This is a genomic window from Candidatus Hydrogenedentota bacterium (assembly GCA_018005585.1).
Taxonomy (GTDB): Bacteria; Hydrogenedentota; Hydrogenedentia; order Hydrogenedentales; family JAGMZX01; genus JAGMZX01.
In genome coordinates this window covers 1-16,235 of record JAGMZX010000041.1, presented here as the reverse complement: position 1 = coordinate 16,235, position 16,235 = coordinate 1, and the positions used below count along the sequence as shown (strand labels likewise).

Below are 16,235 nucleotides of genomic sequence, written 5' to 3'. Positions count from 1 at the left end.
GTCACGTCTTTTCGCGCTTATATTGCCGCAGTTTACGCCAGAGCGTATTGCGTCCGATGCCGAGGACGCGCGCGGCCTCCGACCGGTTGAACTTGCAGGCGCGCAGCACGCGCAGGACATGCTCGCGCTCGATATCGGCGAGGGTGGCGACAGAGCCGTCCTGCAAGGCCTCGGACTCCGGTTTCGGTTCCGGAGTGCGCCACGAGAGCGCGCGCTCGACCATCACCTCAACCTCGCCCGGCTGCAGGGGCAGGAAGACGTATCCGAAAACGCCGCGGCGCATGGCGCTGACGGCGCGGGGCAGCTCCGCGGCGGTGCAGAGCACCAGCGTGGGAATCTCGTTTGCCCGCAGGACGGCGGGATCGTTCAAGTCCGAGACGACGATTTCGGACGTGCCGGGCACGATGCGATGGCCTGCGGCCTCGAGCATCGTCTTGACCGATATCCGCGTTGCCGGGTCGTCGATATGCAGGGTCACATCCGCCATATGATGAGGCTACTACCTTTTGACCGGAATGTCCATACACCCCGGCGAGGCCTTGTTCAGGCTTGCCGGGGCAATCTGGCGCCCGTGCGCGCGAGCCAGTCATCCAGGCTTGAGGCCAAATCCGCGCACTGTCCCGGGCTCTGCGCGGCAAGGTCGCGCTCTTCGCCGGGGTCTTCGTCGAGGCGGTACAGTTCATGACGCGGGCCCTCGTACCAGCGGATCAATTTCCACGGGCCGTCGCGCACGATGCTGTAGGGCCCCTGTTTCTCGTCGCGATAGTGCGGGAAATGCCAGAAAAGGGTTTGGCGGTTGAGGTCTTCCGCGGCCGCCAGCAGGGGAACGAGGTTTTCTCCATCGATCGGGCGGCCCGCGGGCAGCGGCGCCTCCACCGCCGCGCACAAGGTGGGCAGAAAATCTATGCTGCACACGGGGGTATTGCTCACGCGCCCCGCTTCCACGACGCCCGGCCACCGCACGATTAGCGGCACGCGAATGCCGCCCTCGTACGGCGTGCCCTTACCCGCACGGAGCGGCGCGTTGCTCGTCTTGCCGGTCAACCCGCCGTTGTCCGAGGTGAAGATCACAATCGTTTGGTCCGCCACGCCGCTCTCTTCGAGCGCGGCGAGCACGGCCCTTACGGCCTCGTCCATGCTCTCGACCATGGCCGCGTACACCGGGTCTTTCTGATGCGTGGGCGGTTTCGCGCGGTATTTCGCGACCATGGCTTCCTTCGCCTGTAACGGCGTATGCACCGCGTAGTGCGCCATATAGAGGAAGAAGGGACGGTCCGCATGATCCCGGATAAACCGCGCCGCTTCACCGGCGAGCCGGTCGGTGAGGTATTCGCCCTCGCGGCGGGAGGGCAGGTTCTCGATGCAACCCTGATGTTCGCGGCAATAGGGGTCAAAATAGGACGGCGGATGGCCGAAGTCGCAGCCGCCGATGTTGATGTCAAACCCCTGATGCTCGGGGTACCAGGGTTCATCGCCCAGGTGCCATTTCCCGACATGGCACGTGGAGTAGCCGCGCGCTTTCAGCACCTCCGCGAGCGTCACCTCGTCCAGTTCGAGCCAGTAGGGATTGCGCGGGCAAATCAAGCTGCGGCCCGGCGCGCCCACGTAGCCGCCCGGGTATTCCGTCAGCGTGGCGTCGGCCCCGCGCTGGAACCCGGCGCGAATCCAGTCCGTGACGCCGATGCGGGCGGGATAGCGCCCGGTAAGCACCGCCGCGCGCGTTGGCGAGCACACCGCGCAGGCGGCGTACCCGTTCGTGAAACGCGCGCCCTCGCTGGCGAGCCGGTCCAGATGCGGTGTCTCGTAAAACGTGCTGCCGTAACAGGAGAGGTCGGCCCACCCGAGGTCATCTATGAGGATGAGTACGATGTTCGGCGCCGCGGCGCGCGGCTGTTCCGGGTTGCCCGCTGCGCCCGCGGGGTGCAGCGCGGCCGCCGCGCCTGCGCCCAAGATGCGAAGAAAATCACGCCGGTCCATATTTCTCACCACTCCCTTGCGCAGTATGCAGAACGGCAATTCTCGTTCCACCGAGCGGTCAGCGGAACGAGGAAGCTACAGGATCGGGGACTGGCACAAGCGAGCGAGTCTTCGAGAAAGACGTGCCTGTCCCGGCCTGCAATCACTGATTCTCCTCCGGTTGTGCCGGCGGTTCCTCGTAGACCGGATCAACAATCAGGGGCTCGTCGATGGCGAACCAGACCCGTGCGCGCGGTTCCAGACGCATTTCCGCGCGCGCGCCGTCGATTGTCACGGTTGCGCCGGGAAACGCCTCTCTCCCGCGCCCGCCGAAACCGTCGCGCACGCGGCACCAGGGCAACGCATCGAACGACAACACGGCATCGACGGGCTCTTCGCGGTAGTTCTGAAGGAACCAGGCGTTTTCACCCACGGACTGCAACGCGACGCGCGGAGGCGCACTCAGCGCTATGCCCAGGTCGGCAATGAATGCGTCTCGCAGGATGTCCGCCCACGCCTGCGGCAGTTCGAGCAGTCCGGCGGGTTTCGGCGCGAGGAGCACCTCGCCCACGGCGTCGAAATCCGCCTGGGTAAACGTGTGAACATTGAGCACGTACACGGGCGTGCCCCAGCGCGTGACTTTGGTCAGAAACGGCACGCGCCGGCCTGCCACGACGGCCTCGAGGACCGTCGCCGCGTCGCGGAGCGACAAATCGGCGGCGAGCTCGAGCGGACACGGCAACCGGGTCTCAATCCCGTCGACGACCGCGCTTTCGGCAAGGAGCGGCGCCTGCGCAACGGGTTTCTCGACACCCGCGAGCGCGCTGAGGCCGGGTTCGCCCGCCGGTGCGGCCAGAAAACCCGCGGTCATAAACAGCGCGTCGAGGCCGGACAAGCGTTCCGTCACCGTCGCCGTGACGGCAGGGTCGGCGGCGGCCTGCGTGGGCAGAACCAGCACGCCGGGTTCCTCGGGGAACTGCGAGACGGGCAATAGCGGAATCCCGAGCATGCCCAGATAATCCATAAGATACATGTCGCCGCCCGCGTCGCTGTGCGGCGGTTTGTAGCAACGCGCGCCGCGGTCCGCATCGGGGTCCACGGCGGCAGCAAGTGCGGCGAGCCGCGCGGCGTCCCGGCGCAGGAGTTCGTGGCCCGGGTGGCCCTCGATTATGTCGGCGAAATTGAAGAGGATAATCTCATGCGCGCCAGCCAGAACGGTCTGATAGGCTTGGTCCAGAAAAGCGTCCGCGTCGCAATCGAGGTGGTCAAACCATGCGCCGCCCAGCTTCGCGCCCGCCACGTCGCGCATCCAGCGGAAACTCACGAATCCTTCGTAGGGCTGGACGAACCCGAAGCGCTGCGTATCCGCGCCGCGCGTCTCCGTGCCGACCCGGACGCGGTCGAACTGTTCGGTCATGCGGGCCACATCGTATCCGTGCAGGTGATAGCGGTCGTACCATTGCGGATACTTGATGACCAGGGTAATTCCGGGATTTTCGGCCCTTGCGGGCGCGATGAGTGTCCGCTCCGCCACGTCCAGCATCAGGTCGCGCCGGTAGTCGCTCCAGGAGCGCGAGCCCCGCGCCTGTTGTGACGGTACACTCGTGTCGTCCGTGCAGAGGAAGTCGTCCACGATGATCTCGGAAAAGACCGGCGCCGCGTCGCGCATCACCCGTTCGAGGTCCGCGCGCGTCTTCTCGTCCTCATACTGGAACCAGTTCAGTTGTCCGTCGGACGCCGTGCCGAACCCGGCCCCTGGCACGGTCGCAATGCCGCCCGCCACGGCAAAGCCCCGTTCGAGCAGGAGATCGCGCGCCCTATCGAGCGTGCCGCGGTCGATTACCGTGCCCGCGCGACAGAATTCGAGGTATACCTTGCGGATTTCGAGGCGGCGCAATGCGTCCACGGCCGCTTGAGGCGAGGCCAGGACTTCGGGCACTTGCCCTGCCACCACGTAAACGCTGAAGAACAGCGGTTCGCCACGTTCACCTGCCATGATGCCTGCATCCCCGGCCGCCGCCGCAGCGGCTGACAACGCCTGCGCCGTAACGAAGCAAAACAGCGAATGGCGCATACCCATAGGCCAAACTCCCTCCACGCGTCCCGGCCTTGCCGGGCTTTCATTATACACGCCCAAGCGGGCGGAACCAGGTCCGGAACGTGAACGGTCTTGGGTTCATGCCTCAGGTGAGACGCGTCTCAGGTGAGACGCGTCTTGCCCCCGGATGTCTCGCGTGCTACGATAGGAATGTTCGTGGCATCTGAAAGAATGGGGGATGCGCCATGGTGGGAAGAGTCCACTCGGCAGTCTTGGCGTTGGCGTGGATAACCGCGGCCGCGGCGGCCGCGAACCACAGCGGCGACAGCAACCGCGATGGCGGGGTCAGCCTGTCTGAACTGCTGCGGGTCGTCCAGTTCTACAATTCAGACGGCTACCATGCCGCCACGGCCGGCACGGAAGACGGGTATGCGCCGGGTCCGGGCAGCCCATCATCCGCGCCGCACGATAGCGACTACGCGCCGCAGGATTGGGCCATCGGACTTTCCGAGTTGCTCCGCTTCGTGCAGTTCTATAACGCCGGGGGCTGCTATGGCCCGGTTTTCTCGGAAGACGGGTATGCGCCGGGGCAAGGAGGCAACCCATATCTGCTTCCCGTCGATGGGGACCGGGACGGCGACTATCTTACCGACGAGGAGGAAGCATATCTGCGCACGAACCCGGATGTGAGTGACGAAGACGGCGACGGCGTAGCGGACGGCGCAGCGCTTGCCGTGTCGCTCGCGCGGGAAATTGCCGTACTACCGCAGGAATACTCCGAGGGGCAATGGCGCCGCAATTACGTCGGGCAACTTTGTACGGCCACGGCGCCCTTCTCGGAAGAAGCAGTCACGCTGAGCGCGAACTGGCTGGAAAACGAACTGCTTACCGATGAAATCACCGGATATGCCGGTCTTCCGCGCGGCGCACTGCATTTTCTCGAGCATGGCTCGTTCAGCTACATGGCCGTCAACGACGACTGCGACTGGCTGCCCGAGCAAATCGAGCGGACCCCCGCGCATTTCCTCTATTACCTGATCTACATGGTCCCGGAGAATCTGGCCGGCACGCACTTGGTCGCGCTGGCGGGCGATTCCGATGGCGATTACCTGACCGATGAAGAGGAAGACGCGATCGGCTACGATCGGACCAACCCGGACGAAGATGACAGCGGCACACTGGACGGGCAGGACCTCGCCCGCGCCATGGCCGACATCGTGCAGTACCTGCCCTCCTGTTATGAATACAAGCATGCCGGCGGGCCCGCAAAGAACATCTTCGGCTGCGGAAAGTCGTGGAGGCCCCGTTTCGCGAAGGCTGAAGCCCGGTCGGATGACCCCGCGGTCCCTTGTGTCGACATTGTGGCGATGGACTGCTATTTCTACGACCCCGTTCTCGGCTTGCGGGACGACACCGACTACCACATCATTGGGGAGTCCGGGGGGATTTATCTCTCCGGGCTCATGCTCCAGATCATGCGGCTCGAAGGAAGCTTCAGTTTCTATGACTGCCTGTTTGGCTGCGAGACCTTCCGGTTAGACGTGCCTCTTCTTTACAGTCTCCTCGATATGGGCGGCGAATAAGCGCAGGTCCTCGACGTAGACGGCGGGCGCGTTTGCGGGGACGGCAGCGGGGGGGCGGTCGATTACGCCGGAAACGGGAGCTAGACGCGGACGCGGAGCACCGAAAAGCGCACGTGACGGAGAAGCGCGCCGCCGTTGTGGAAGGTGACGCCCCGGTATTGCCGCGCGCGCAATGGCACGTGCGTGTGCCCGAAATACACTTGTTCGAGGCCCGTGCCCGGCCCGTGCCCGGCTGCCGCGAGGTAGGCGTACAGCCTGCGCAGGGTCCGTCCCCGGGGGAAAAAAAGGCGTGAAAGGGCGAGGTGAGCACGACACAGGAATGCCGCGTCGTACGCGCGGCCCATCAGCGCGTGTGGCCGTTTCTTGTGCAGCCATCGGGCGCGGTAGGCGGCGAGTGCGTCCGGGCTGATTGCGCCGGCCGCGGCGTCGCCGTGCAGGAACAGAACCTTTCCGACGCGGAGGAAATAGGCATCCCAAGTAAGGTTGGGCCGCGTCTTCGCAAGCGCGTTCAGCGCTTCCAGATACGGCGCGAAATGGTCGTGGTTGCCGAGGTTGACGTGGAACCGGCAGCGCCCGTGCCGCGCCGTCCATTCGTCAAGCAAACGGATGGCTTCGGCCACGGCGGCCGTTTCCGTGGCGTGGCGGCTCCATTTGAAATCGAAGATGTCGCCGTTCAGGACCACCATGTCGGCGGATGCCGCCGCGTCATGGACGGCGTCCAGGTGCTCGCGCCAGCGCGAGCGCCCGCAGAAGATGTGCAAATCCGATACGACAGCGATTTCCACGCCATTCTTCCTCGCCGCGGCGAGCGCGGGGCGTTTCAGCCTGCGCCTTTGTGATACCGACCCGGCGTTACAGGTATTATACTTGGGACAAAGCGCCGGCATCACAGTACCGGGAAGGGCTACATCATGCACGCACGTACACCGTTCCTTCTAGTCGGGGCCCTCGCGTGGGTTGCGCTCGTTGCGGGCTGCCCGCCCGAATCAACCCCGGACCCGGACCCGAACCCCGCGCAACGGCTCTTCGACGCGCAATTCATCTATCCCGCGGGCGACCAACCCTTCGCCGTCGTTGTGGCGGACTTGAACGCCGACGGCCTGCCCGACGTCATTACGCCGAACGAGCAGGCAGACACCATCAGCGTGCTCATCCGGCTCGCGTCTGGCAGTTTTGCCGCGCAACAGGCGTACGCCACGGGCGACGGTCCTGTCTCGGCTGCCGTGGGCCTGTTCAACGCCGATACGGCGCTCGACGTGGTGGTCGTGAACAGCACCTCGAACGATATTTCGGTGCTGCTGGGCGCCGGCGACGGCACGTTTGCCGCGGAAACGCGGCTGGCCCTCGCCGCGGGGGCCGCGCCGCTGGACGTTGCGACCGGGGACACGAACGGCGATACGTTCGTGGACATCGTGACCGCGAACTCGGGCGCGGGCGGCGTCTCCGTGTTCATGGGCTTGGGCGACGGCACGTTTGGCGCGCCTGTCGACCTGCCCGCCGGGCCAGGCACGCGCGCGGTTCTGCTCGAGGACCTGAATGGCGACGGACGCGCGGATATCCTGGCCGCGAACCGGGATGCGAATAATGTGGGGCTGCTGCTGACCCAAGCGTCGGGGTTCGAGCCGCCGGCGTCGCTTGCGGCGGGCGTAAACCCGCGCTCGCTCGCCTTGGCTGACCTCGACGGCGATACGGTGCTGGACCTCGTCGTATCCAATCCCGGGTCGGGCGATTTCTCCGTATTGTTGGGGCTGGGCGCGGGCGCGTTCGCGGCCCAGACACGGGTGGACGCCGGTTATCTGCCCACACGCTTCGCCGTCAACGACCTTGACGGCGACGCCGTCCCCGACCTCGCCGCAATTCTCTACAGCTCCGGCGCGGAACCCGTGGCGCTGGGGAAAATAGCCGTCTTGCTGGGCGACGGCGCGGGCGGCTTCGGTGCGCCGCGCTATTTCGGCGCGCGCGGCCGGAGTATCGACGTGGCGGCAGCTGACTGCAACGGCGACCTGCAACCGGACCTGGTGACGGCAAACAGCGCTACAGACGATATCTCGGTGCTGCTGGGGCGCGGCGACGGAACCTTCGAAACGGACGAGCGGTTCGCCGCCGGGGCGCGCCCTCGCAGCATAGCCGCGGGCGACTTGAACCGCGACGCGCGGACGGACCTTGCCGTGGCGAACCTTGATTCGGGCGACGTCACGATTTTCCTGGGGCGCAGCGACGGCACGCTGCAGCGCGGGGTGACCGTCGACGTGACGGGCACGCCGCGCGCCATTGCGCTCGGCATGCTCGATAACGACAGCTTCCTCGACCTGGTCGCGGTGGACTACGACGGCGGCTACGTGTCGGTGTTCGCGGGGATGGCCGGCGCGACATTCGGCATGGAGCGCCGCTTCCTGGTGCGGGGACCGGGCAGCAGGCCGCGTTCGGTTGCCATCGCCGACATGGACAACGACGGCGATGCGGACTTGGTCGTGGGCAATTCCGCCACGGACAGCCTTTCTGTGCTGCTGGGGACGGGCGGCGGCTTGTTCGGCGCGGCCACGCACACCGGTTCAGACGCAGTAGGCAATTTCCCGCTTGATGTGCAGGCCGTCGACCTCGATGGCGATGCCTTCCGCGACGTGGTCTTTCTGAATGGTTATGACCAGGACGACCCGGCCCCGAACCAGCAGCCGCGCGTCCGTACGCTGTTCGGCCTTGGCGACGGCACGCTCGAGAAACGGTCCAATTTCGGTCCCTACCTGATTGACCCGGACCCGCGCGGGCTCGCGTTGGCCGACTTGAACGGAAGCGGCGGCATAGACGCCGTGACCGCGCATCCGAGCCGGAACAGCGCGAATGTCCTGCAGGGGAAAGGCGATGGCAAGTTCATTGCCGGCTCGCCGCACCGTACCGGCGACTCCCCCAACTCCGTGGCCCTTGGAGACGTGGACAACGACCGGCGCAATGACATCGTGACCACGAATGAGGAGCACAGCGTCTCGGTGGTGCGCAATCACGGGAGCCTGGTGTTCGGGTCGCCCCTGGTGTACCGGGCGGGTGCGAGCCCGATTGGCGGCATCCTCGCCGACGTGAGCGGTGATGGAAGGCCCGACGCCGTGTTCGCGAACCGCGATTCCGGCGATATCTCCGTCCTCATCGCGGCGCCGTGATTCAGACCGGCACCGCTGCCGCGCGTCCGTTTCCGCTGTGCGCTTCCAGCAATTGCCAGGGATTGGCGCACAGCCCCTCCACCGTGTCGATGAAGCCGCGCACATGTTCCAGGTCCATGGCCCGATGATCGATGCAGATAGTCATGGGCAGCACGCTGCGCACCTCGACGCGTTCGCGGCCTTCCCGGTCTTGAACGGCGAGCGGCCTGCGCACTATGGGTCCCAGCGCGACGGCGGTGGTCTGCGGCTGGATGATCTCGAGCATCTGGATCGTGACGTGGCGGCGCTGCAGCAGCGTACCCGCGTTCGATACCAGCAGCGTCGCCGAAACCAGGTTCTCCGGGGTAATCCGGTCGCTTTCCGGAATGCTCCGGTAGCGTCTACGCTCGTGCCTGGGCACGCGCGGGAGCCGGTCCCGGCCGAGCAGATTGGGGTAGAGCCGCAATAACACGCGCCAGTCCCCGCCGCGCAGCCGCAGCCACGTATCGCGCAGGGCCGCTTCGCGCAGCAGAATATCGAGGTTGGTGTTGCGCGTGCGCCGCTTAAGGTCCTCCATCGCGACGCACACTTCGAGCAGCGACAGCCTTCCGGAATCCTGCAGCGTCGGCGTGACGGTGCGTCCGTCTGGCATGCGCAGCGGCACGGCGATATTGATCGCGCGATGCAAGACCAGTTTGCCCACGCCGCTAATGGGCCGGTAGTCGATGTGCGCGTTCATCTCCGGCGATGCCTTTACGCCTTCGGCGATAATCTTGACCAACACCGAATTCACGGTCACGCGCGGAAGGGCGACGGGACGCTGCCGCAGTTCATCGACGAACGACAGGAGCGGCGTCACGTCGAAATCCACGCCGATGCTGGCGTGCGGCGCCGTGCGCCAGCCCTCGAGCGTCTTGTTTGCCACAACGCGCCGCTGGATGTCGAACAGGGACACGTGCGTGTCCGACAGCATGGGCACGCCGTCGCTATCGCGGTGCGACATGGCCGGGCTCTCCCTTGTTGCGGCGCAGGCAAAAGACAAAAACGATGCGCGCGGCAGAGCGCCTGCCCTCCCCGCGCGCATCGCTCCTAGAAGAAAGGTCCACTCTTAACGGGTCACGACGCGCCGAACAGGTCGATAGCCGCGTCCACCAGCGTCAGCGCATTCGCGAGACCGCCATTCACCGGCCCCGGACCGCGCTGGATGTAGCGGAAGAAGTCCACGTGGCCATCCAGGAACAGCACATTCGCGCCGCCCGGCACATGGTTGAAGGCATCCACGCCGGCCGAGAAGTTGTCGGCCATGATGAAGACCGTGCTCTGGGCCTGGGCGGTCGCCGCCGGATTATTGATGTCCGTGATCAGGAAGCGCTCGATGCCCTCGCGCAGACGGTAGATCGTCGCGCCTCCGCCATTGCCCAGCGGTACGGCCACTTCGATGTCTTCGTCCGCCTTCTTTTCGGCCGCGGCCCAGTTGTTGGCGACCATGTCGCCGACGATTGTGAAGAGCGCCGAGGAAACCTGCGCCGGCATCTGGCCCGTCACGCCCGTAGCGCCGATAACGCTTGCGATTCCGGATACGTCAATGGCCGGATCCTCCGTGTCCGTCTGGTCAAAGACCCAGCCAAGGTAGATGTAGCTCGAGTCAATGAGACCGATGCCCCGTTCCGTGTCGGAACCGCAGTTTACCGCCAGGTCGGGCTGCCCCGTTGCCGGGTTCTCGATCAGCGCCGGCGTCTGCTCCGAATCCGACGGACAGAACGCGATCGCCGGGTCGTTCAGGTATTCCGGATAAATCGCCGGCGGCCATGGACCGCCCGCGATGATGCCGCGCCCGCCCGTCGGCGCAAGCGGGCTCACGGCGCAGTTGTACTGCTCCGCGTTCTTGACCGCGATAGTCGGGTAGCGTTCGCCCGGGTCCTCGCCCGAGTACATCTTGAACACGAGCCCCCATTCCTTCAGGTTGTTCTGGCAGCTCGAGCGCCGCGCCGATTCGCGCGCACGGGCGAGGGCAGGTAGCAGGATGGCCGCCAGGATGCCGATGATGGCAATCACCACCAGCAGTTCGATGAGCGTAAAACCACGTCGTTTCATGATAAAGACCTCCCATGATTACGGTTTGGTACCACCACAGTTTGCATTCTGGCGGAATTCTGGACTAAAGTCAAGCGGCTGATCCTGATTTGGTGGTACCCATTGGGCGGGCCTGTGCAGGACCCGAACCCAGCTGACGGAAATGGTTACGACCATGGTCATTACCGGAAAACTCGAACAAGAAACCACCCCGACCCGGTCCCGGAAAATCGCGGGTGACTTGGCGCGCCGGATCGTAGACGGCGAATTCCCCGTGGGCAGCCGGCTGCCGACGGAGCGCGAACTTGCGGCGCGGTTCGGCACTACACGCAACGTTATCCGCGAGGCCCTGCGGCGGCTCGAGACGGGCGGGCTGGTGCAGATCCGGCGCGGTTCCGGCGTCTACGCCGACAACCCGCAACTGACGGCCGGCGTCGAGTTCTTCGATGTGCTGATGGGCATCGAAGACGGGTCCCTCAACGCGGCGTTCCTCCGCGATGTGCTCGAATTCCGCGGCCACATTTTCCGGATGATGGTCCGCCTCGCCGCGTTGCGCCGGACGGACGCGGAACTCGCCCGGTTCGGCGGTTTGGTCGCCGAACGACGCGACGCTGCCGCGGATCCCGCGCTTGAAAACGAGGTCACGCTCCAGATCTTTCGCGAAATCGCGCGCGCCACGCACAACCAGATTTGTCAGATGCTTTTCAATTCGGTTGAGCGTGTGACGCGCCGCCTGCGGGCGCTCGTCGACTTGCCCACCGTCAGTTTCGAGCAGACCCAGAAAATCTTCGAGCGGCTGGAAGAAGCTTTCCGCCAGCGCGACCCCGCCCTCGCCGAAATCACGGTGATCCGTCACGTCGATGCCACGTTTCGCGCCTTCGGCCTTGGCCGCGCCGCCGGCAGCGACGTCCTCTTCGCCCCCGAACCCACGGAGGGGCTGGAAGAAGGGGCATAGGAAACCCGCGCAAAACGGGAACGGAATCCCTTGCCGGGGTCGCACCGCCTCCGGCCCCGTTTCTCAACTTGCGTCCCGGCTCCGGTACTGGGGGCGGTACTGAACAGCTTCACCGATATGGCTCTCGGCGATGGCGGAAGCGGCGTCGAGGTCGGCGAGGGTCCGTGCGACGCGGAGCACCTTGTCGTAGGCGCGCGCGCTGAGACCGAGCTGTTCGAGGGCGGATTCGAGCATGAGCCGGGCGGAGTCGGTCATCGTGCAATGCTGGCGGATGGCCTTGCTGTCGAGGTGGGCGTTGCAGGTGAACCGGCCCTTGTACCGGGCGCGCTGGCGTTCGCGCGCGGCCTGGACCTGTGCGCGCACTTCGGTGGTGGCCGGGCCGCTGGGCCGGTGGTCGAGCAACTGGTCGAACGAGAGCGCGGGCACGTCGACGTGGATGTCGATGCGGTCGAGGAGCGGGCCGGAGATACGGCCCACGTAGCGCTCGACGGTGCCGGCGCTGCACCGGCATGACCGGTGCGGGTCGCCGAGGCAGCCACAGGGGCAGGGGTTCATCGCGGCCACGAGCATGAACCGGCTCGGATAGGTGACAGCGTAGTTGGCGCGCCGGATATGGACAAGGCCCTCTTCGAGCGGCTGGCGCAGCACTTCGAGGGCGGCGCGGTTGAATTCGGGGAACTCGTCGAGGAAGAGCACGCCGTTGTGCGCGAGGCTGACCTCGCCGGGCATGGGCTGCTGGCCCGCGCCGCCGCCCGCGATGGACACGGTGGTGGCGGTATGGTGCGGGCTGCGGAACGGGCGCTGCACAATGAGCGAGCGCTTGCCGTCGAGATGCCCTGCGACGCTGTAGACGCGAGTCGTTTCGAGGGCTTCCTCGAAGGTCATGTCCGGGAGGATGCCGGGCAGGCGCGAGGCGAGCATGGTCTTGCCGGTGCCGGGCGGTCCCTGCATGAGCAGGTTGTGGCCGCCCGCGGCGGCGACGGTGAGCGCGCGCTTCACGTGCGCTTGACCCTTGACCTCGGTGAGGTCTGGGTACGTGTTGCCGGCCGCGGCGAACACGCGGGCGACGTCGGTCTGATACGGACGCAAGTCGGTCTCGCCCGCGAGGAAGGCCTCGGCGTCGCGCAGCGTGTTCACCGGCAGGACGTCAACGCCGCGCACGACGCCTGCCTCTTCCGCGTTCTCGATGGGCAGCAGGATACCGCGGCGCTGATGTTCCTTCGCGGCGATGGCCATGGCGAGCGCGCCTGCCACGGGACGGACCGAGCCGTCGAGCGCGAGTTCGCCCACGAGCATGTAGTCCGCGAGCCGCTCGCCCGCAAGCTGTTCGGTCGCCGCGAGGATGCCCATCGCGATGGGCAGGTCGAGCGCGCTGCCCTCCTTGCGCATGTCGGCGGGTGCGAGATTCACGAGCACGCGCCCGCGTGGCCCGCGAAACCCGGAATTGCGGATGGCCGACCAGACGCGGTCCCGGCTTTCCTTCACGGCGGCGTCAGGCAGGCCCACGACCTCTATCTTGTTCTGGCCGGGAACGGCGTCTACCTCGACGGCCAGCGGGTAGGCGTCGATCCCGAATACCGCGCAGGACTGCACTCGGGCGAGCATGTTGCCGGGGTATCCTCCCCATGTCACGGGTGCCAAACCCGTGAAGCCATTTCAATAAACTAATACATGGGCAAGATGCCCATGCCACGGCATCATTGTGGGCAAGCGCGCGAGATCGTGTCAACAGGACGCCGGGAGCGGCAACTCCTTACGCGAAAAAGGCCGGATGTCGCGCGCGATCCACTCGCGCATGGCCTGGCCTTCGGGCGTCTGCTGCGGATAGGAGACGAACTGCAATTCAACGCCGAGGCGCTCCGCGACGCGGCGCGCCAGCACGGGCCACACGGCGCCCAGGTCGGCGACGATGGGGATGCTTCTCGGGTGCCGCGCGAACCCGGACATCTCCATGCGGAAGGGGACCTTGAACAGCTTCGTTTTCGGCTGTCCGTCGGCGATGGCCTGCTGCACCGCGCCGCCCTCGCGCTGCGCGCGCCACACGGCGTCGAGCGCGGGGTCGAGGTCGATGCGCACGAGGGTCTTGCCTTCGAGCCGGTACGTGAATTCGCCCTGCCACCCGGCCCAGAGCCCGTGTCCCGTGTAGCATTCGAAGGGGCCGTCGTGCACCTCCTGCGCCAAGGCAAGGCCGGACTCGACAATCACGTCTGCACTGTCGAGCATGCGCGCCAGCCGCTCCGCGCGCGCGCTGATGCTGAGACTGTCCCCGATGCACAGGCCGACCGCGCCTCCGCCGACCAGTTGCGGAATCGTCACGAGCACGGGCAGGCCCGCGCGCGCGCCAATGCCGATCATGGTGCGCAGGTCCGCGCCGCGCCCGGCGACCTCCTCGAAGGACGCGCCACGCTGCCGCGCAAGTTCGAGCACGTCGCGGGCAATGCGTTCGAGCCAGAGGCCCACTGGATAGCCAAGGTTGCCCGCCGCCTTGATGATGGTCTTGCCGGGTGCGCGCTTGAGCCGCTCGATCAAAGCAGAATCCACCTGGATATCCGCCGCAATCTCGCGCAACACGGCGTCATCCATCTCCGTGAGTTCGAATTCGCCGCTCAGCGGCAGCAGATGCGCCGGAACGCCCAGCGCTGCGCCGTCGCAGCGCTTGACCTTGTCGAGCGCGCCGCCCATCTCGTGCGCGACCACAGCTGAGCTGGTGGCGACGCCGTGCACGATGCCCGCGCGCATCAATTCGGCGATGAGCGTCGTGACGCCTTCGTGCAGGTTCGGGCCGCTGCCCGTCACGACGACGATTCGCCCGCCGCGCTGCCGCGCCTCCACGATTCGGTCCGCCGCCTGCGCGATCCGCTCGCGCACGGACGGGTCCAGTTGCGCTTCAATCGCCGCTACTATGTCCCAATCGGGTTTCATGACGGCACTCCTTGTTTCGCCTTATTCCAGTCCCGCAACTGCGTGTAGCGAACCGCTGTCATTGCCTCCGGAATCATATTTTCAAGAATGTCTTGTTCCGGTACATATAATAGAGGATGAACCAGACGATGGCGAAGTTGACCGCGGCAAGCAGGAACGCGCCGGCGCCGAGCAGGTGTTTCGCCAAGCCGCCCGCGAGCGCCACGCCGACGGCGTCGATGGGCAGCACGTGCGTGCCGACGTAGACCGCGATGGCGTTCATGCCTATGACAACGAACGGGAACGCCCAGATGCGGAAACGGATCACGTCGATCACGAGATAGAAGAACGCGAGCAGCAGGTAGCTCCACCCGGCGGACCAGAGGACCATCGAACTGGTCCACACGTGCTTGATAATGGGGAAATGATAGCTCCAGTACCAGCCGCCCGCGAGGCACGCGCCGCCCATCGCGACGAGCGCGAGAAACCGCAGTGCAGCGTTCCATTGCGCCTTCAGCACGCGCCCGCCGAACACGCCCAGCAGCGTCGTCGCGCCGAAACCGAGGCTGCTCAGTATCCACGTGTAGGTAGTGCCGTCGCGGAACCCGCGCAGGATGAGTTCGTCTACGTACAGCGCGAGGTTCGCCTTTGGCTCGAGCACGGGCCCGCCGTGGCCGGGCACGGGCAAGAACATCAGCAGCGCCCAGTAGACGGCCAGCAAGGCCGCCGCCGCCGCGGCCTGCGCCACGAGCGGCAGGTGCAAGAGCGCCACCGCCGCAATGAGATAGCCCGCCGCGATCGCCTGGAGCGTGTTGCTGTACAGGTGCAGCTTATCCCAATCGAATGCCAGCAGGTTGCCCTGCACCATCATTCCGAACAGCCAGAGCAGGAGGACGCGCCGGAAAATCTTGGCGTAGATGCGTTTGAGGCCCTGTCCTTCCTGCGCGCGCCGCCCGAACGAGAACGCCATCGACACGCCCACGATGAACAGGAACAACGGCATGATCATGTCCCAAGCCGAGAAACCTGCCCACGCGACGTGGTCGAATTGCGCTTCGACCGCCGCCGGCAGCGGGTCCCAGAACAGCCGGAGAAACGAGAGGACGAGACCCTGGCCGCCGATAATCCAGAACATATCGAACCCGCGCAGCGCGTCCACTGACATGATGCGTTCCGGCGCCGCGGCTTGCTCCTTCGGTGCAGATTCCTGTGTGCTCATGGAGATTCCTCCAAAGCCCTCAAGTATCGGCGGCCAACCGGCGGGAATCAAGCGGGCCGGACGAATCTGGCGTGGTTTGGCTCGTTCCCTGAGTGCGCCTTGGGAACGAGAACAGAAAACGAGGCACGGCGGAAACCGGGGCGCCGTGTAACGTTCGGGCGGCGCGGCATGCATCTATCCGGGGATGCTGCTAAAATGGATCATGGAGCGGCACTACGCCGCTCCCCGGCGTACGGGCGATGGATCTATGAAAAGGCGGTTTGCGCGGGTACGGAAGCTGCTGAAGAAACGGTACCGGGGCGAAGAGGATGAGGCGCTGGTGCGGCGCGCGTTTGAAAGGGCTGCGGCGGCCCATCACGGTCAGACGCGTATCAGCAAT

At 65.8% G+C, this 16,235-nt stretch carries 12 protein-coding genes; 3 read left to right on the top strand and 9 right to left on the bottom strand.

All coding sequences use genetic code 11. The features are described 5' to 3' along the window. Position 1: 1 nt before the first annotated feature. The 3 genes from KA184_09150 to KA184_09140 all read right to left on the bottom strand — a co-directional run bounded on the left by KA184_09150 (position 2) and on the right by KA184_09140 (position 4,036). A complete protein-coding gene (locus tag KA184_09150; protein ID MBP8129736.1) occupies positions 2–487 on the bottom strand; it encodes a hypothetical protein in 486 nt (161 codons plus the stop codon). A gap of 56 nt (positions 488–543) precedes the next feature. Next, positions 544–1,977: a sulfatase gene (locus tag KA184_09145; GenBank protein MBP8129735.1), complete on the bottom strand. Its 1,434-nt coding sequence runs from the start codon at positions 1,975–1,977 to the stop codon at positions 544–546. 142 nt (positions 1,978–2,119) lie between these two features. Further along, entirely contained in the window at positions 2,120–4,036 is a 1,917-nt protein-coding gene (locus KA184_09140) for a hypothetical protein (protein ID MBP8129734.1), read from the bottom strand. A 203-nt stretch (positions 4,037–4,239) separates the two neighbouring features. Here KA184_09140 and KA184_09135 point away from each other — a divergent pair, with 203 nt between their 5' ends. Then, the gene (locus KA184_09135; GenBank protein MBP8129733.1) at positions 4,240–5,577 is read left to right on the top strand and encodes a hypothetical protein; all 1,338 of its coding nucleotides are present in this window, start codon (positions 4,240–4,242) and stop codon (positions 5,575–5,577) included. A gap of 80 nt (positions 5,578–5,657) precedes the next feature. Here KA184_09135 and KA184_09130 read toward each other — a convergent pair whose 3' ends face one another. Beyond that, positions 5,658–6,362 carry a metallophosphoesterase family protein gene (locus KA184_09130; protein ID MBP8129732.1) on the bottom strand — a complete coding sequence of 235 codons (705 nt, stop codon included), beginning with the start codon at positions 6,360–6,362 and terminating at the stop codon, positions 5,658–5,660. Positions 6,363–6,488: 126 nt separating this feature from the next. Here KA184_09130 and KA184_09125 point away from each other — a divergent pair, with 126 nt between their 5' ends. Continuing rightward, positions 6,489–8,729: a VCBS repeat-containing protein gene (locus tag KA184_09125; GenBank protein ID MBP8129731.1), complete on the top strand. Its 2,241-nt coding sequence runs from the start codon at positions 6,489–6,491 to the stop codon at positions 8,727–8,729. A 1-nt stretch (position 8,730) separates the two neighbouring features. Here the strand turns inward: KA184_09125 and KA184_09120 are convergent, their stop codons facing one another. Together KA184_09120 and KA184_09115 are read right to left on the bottom strand one after the other, a co-directional pair. Next, on the bottom strand, positions 8,731–9,711 hold the full coding sequence (locus KA184_09120; protein MBP8129730.1) for a 2-oxo acid dehydrogenase subunit E2: 981 nt from the start codon (positions 9,709–9,711) through the stop codon (positions 8,731–8,733). Between the two features lie 113 nt (positions 9,712–9,824). After that, a complete protein-coding gene (locus KA184_09115; protein MBP8129729.1) occupies positions 9,825–10,805 on the bottom strand; it encodes a prepilin-type N-terminal cleavage/methylation domain-containing protein in 981 nt (326 codons plus the stop codon). Positions 10,806–10,956: 151 nt separating this feature from the next. On the opposite strand from KA184_09115, the gene KA184_09110 reads away from it, so the two are divergent. Beyond that, positions 10,957–11,736, top strand: a complete 780-nt coding sequence (locus KA184_09110) for a FadR family transcriptional regulator (protein MBP8129728.1) — start codon at positions 10,957–10,959, stop codon at positions 11,734–11,736. Positions 11,737–11,799: 63 nt separating this feature from the next. Here KA184_09110 and KA184_09105 read toward each other — a convergent pair whose 3' ends face one another. The 3 genes from KA184_09105 to KA184_09095 all read right to left on the bottom strand — a co-directional run bounded on the left by KA184_09105 (position 11,800) and on the right by KA184_09095 (position 15,856). Beyond that, positions 11,800–13,341 (bottom strand): YifB family Mg chelatase-like AAA ATPase, encoded by a 1,542-nt coding sequence (locus KA184_09105; GenBank protein ID MBP8129727.1) that lies wholly within the window; start codon positions 13,339–13,341, stop codon positions 11,800–11,802. Between the two features lie 120 nt (positions 13,342–13,461). Beyond that, complete coding sequence (locus KA184_09100) at positions 13,462–14,658, bottom strand: hypothetical protein (GenBank protein ID MBP8129726.1); 1,197 nt, start codon at positions 14,656–14,658, stop codon at positions 13,462–13,464. Between the two features lie 73 nt (positions 14,659–14,731). Next, a complete protein-coding gene (locus tag KA184_09095; GenBank protein ID MBP8129725.1) occupies positions 14,732–15,856 on the bottom strand; it encodes a DUF5009 domain-containing protein in 1,125 nt (374 codons plus the stop codon). Between the last annotated feature and the right edge of the window lie 379 nt (positions 15,857–16,235).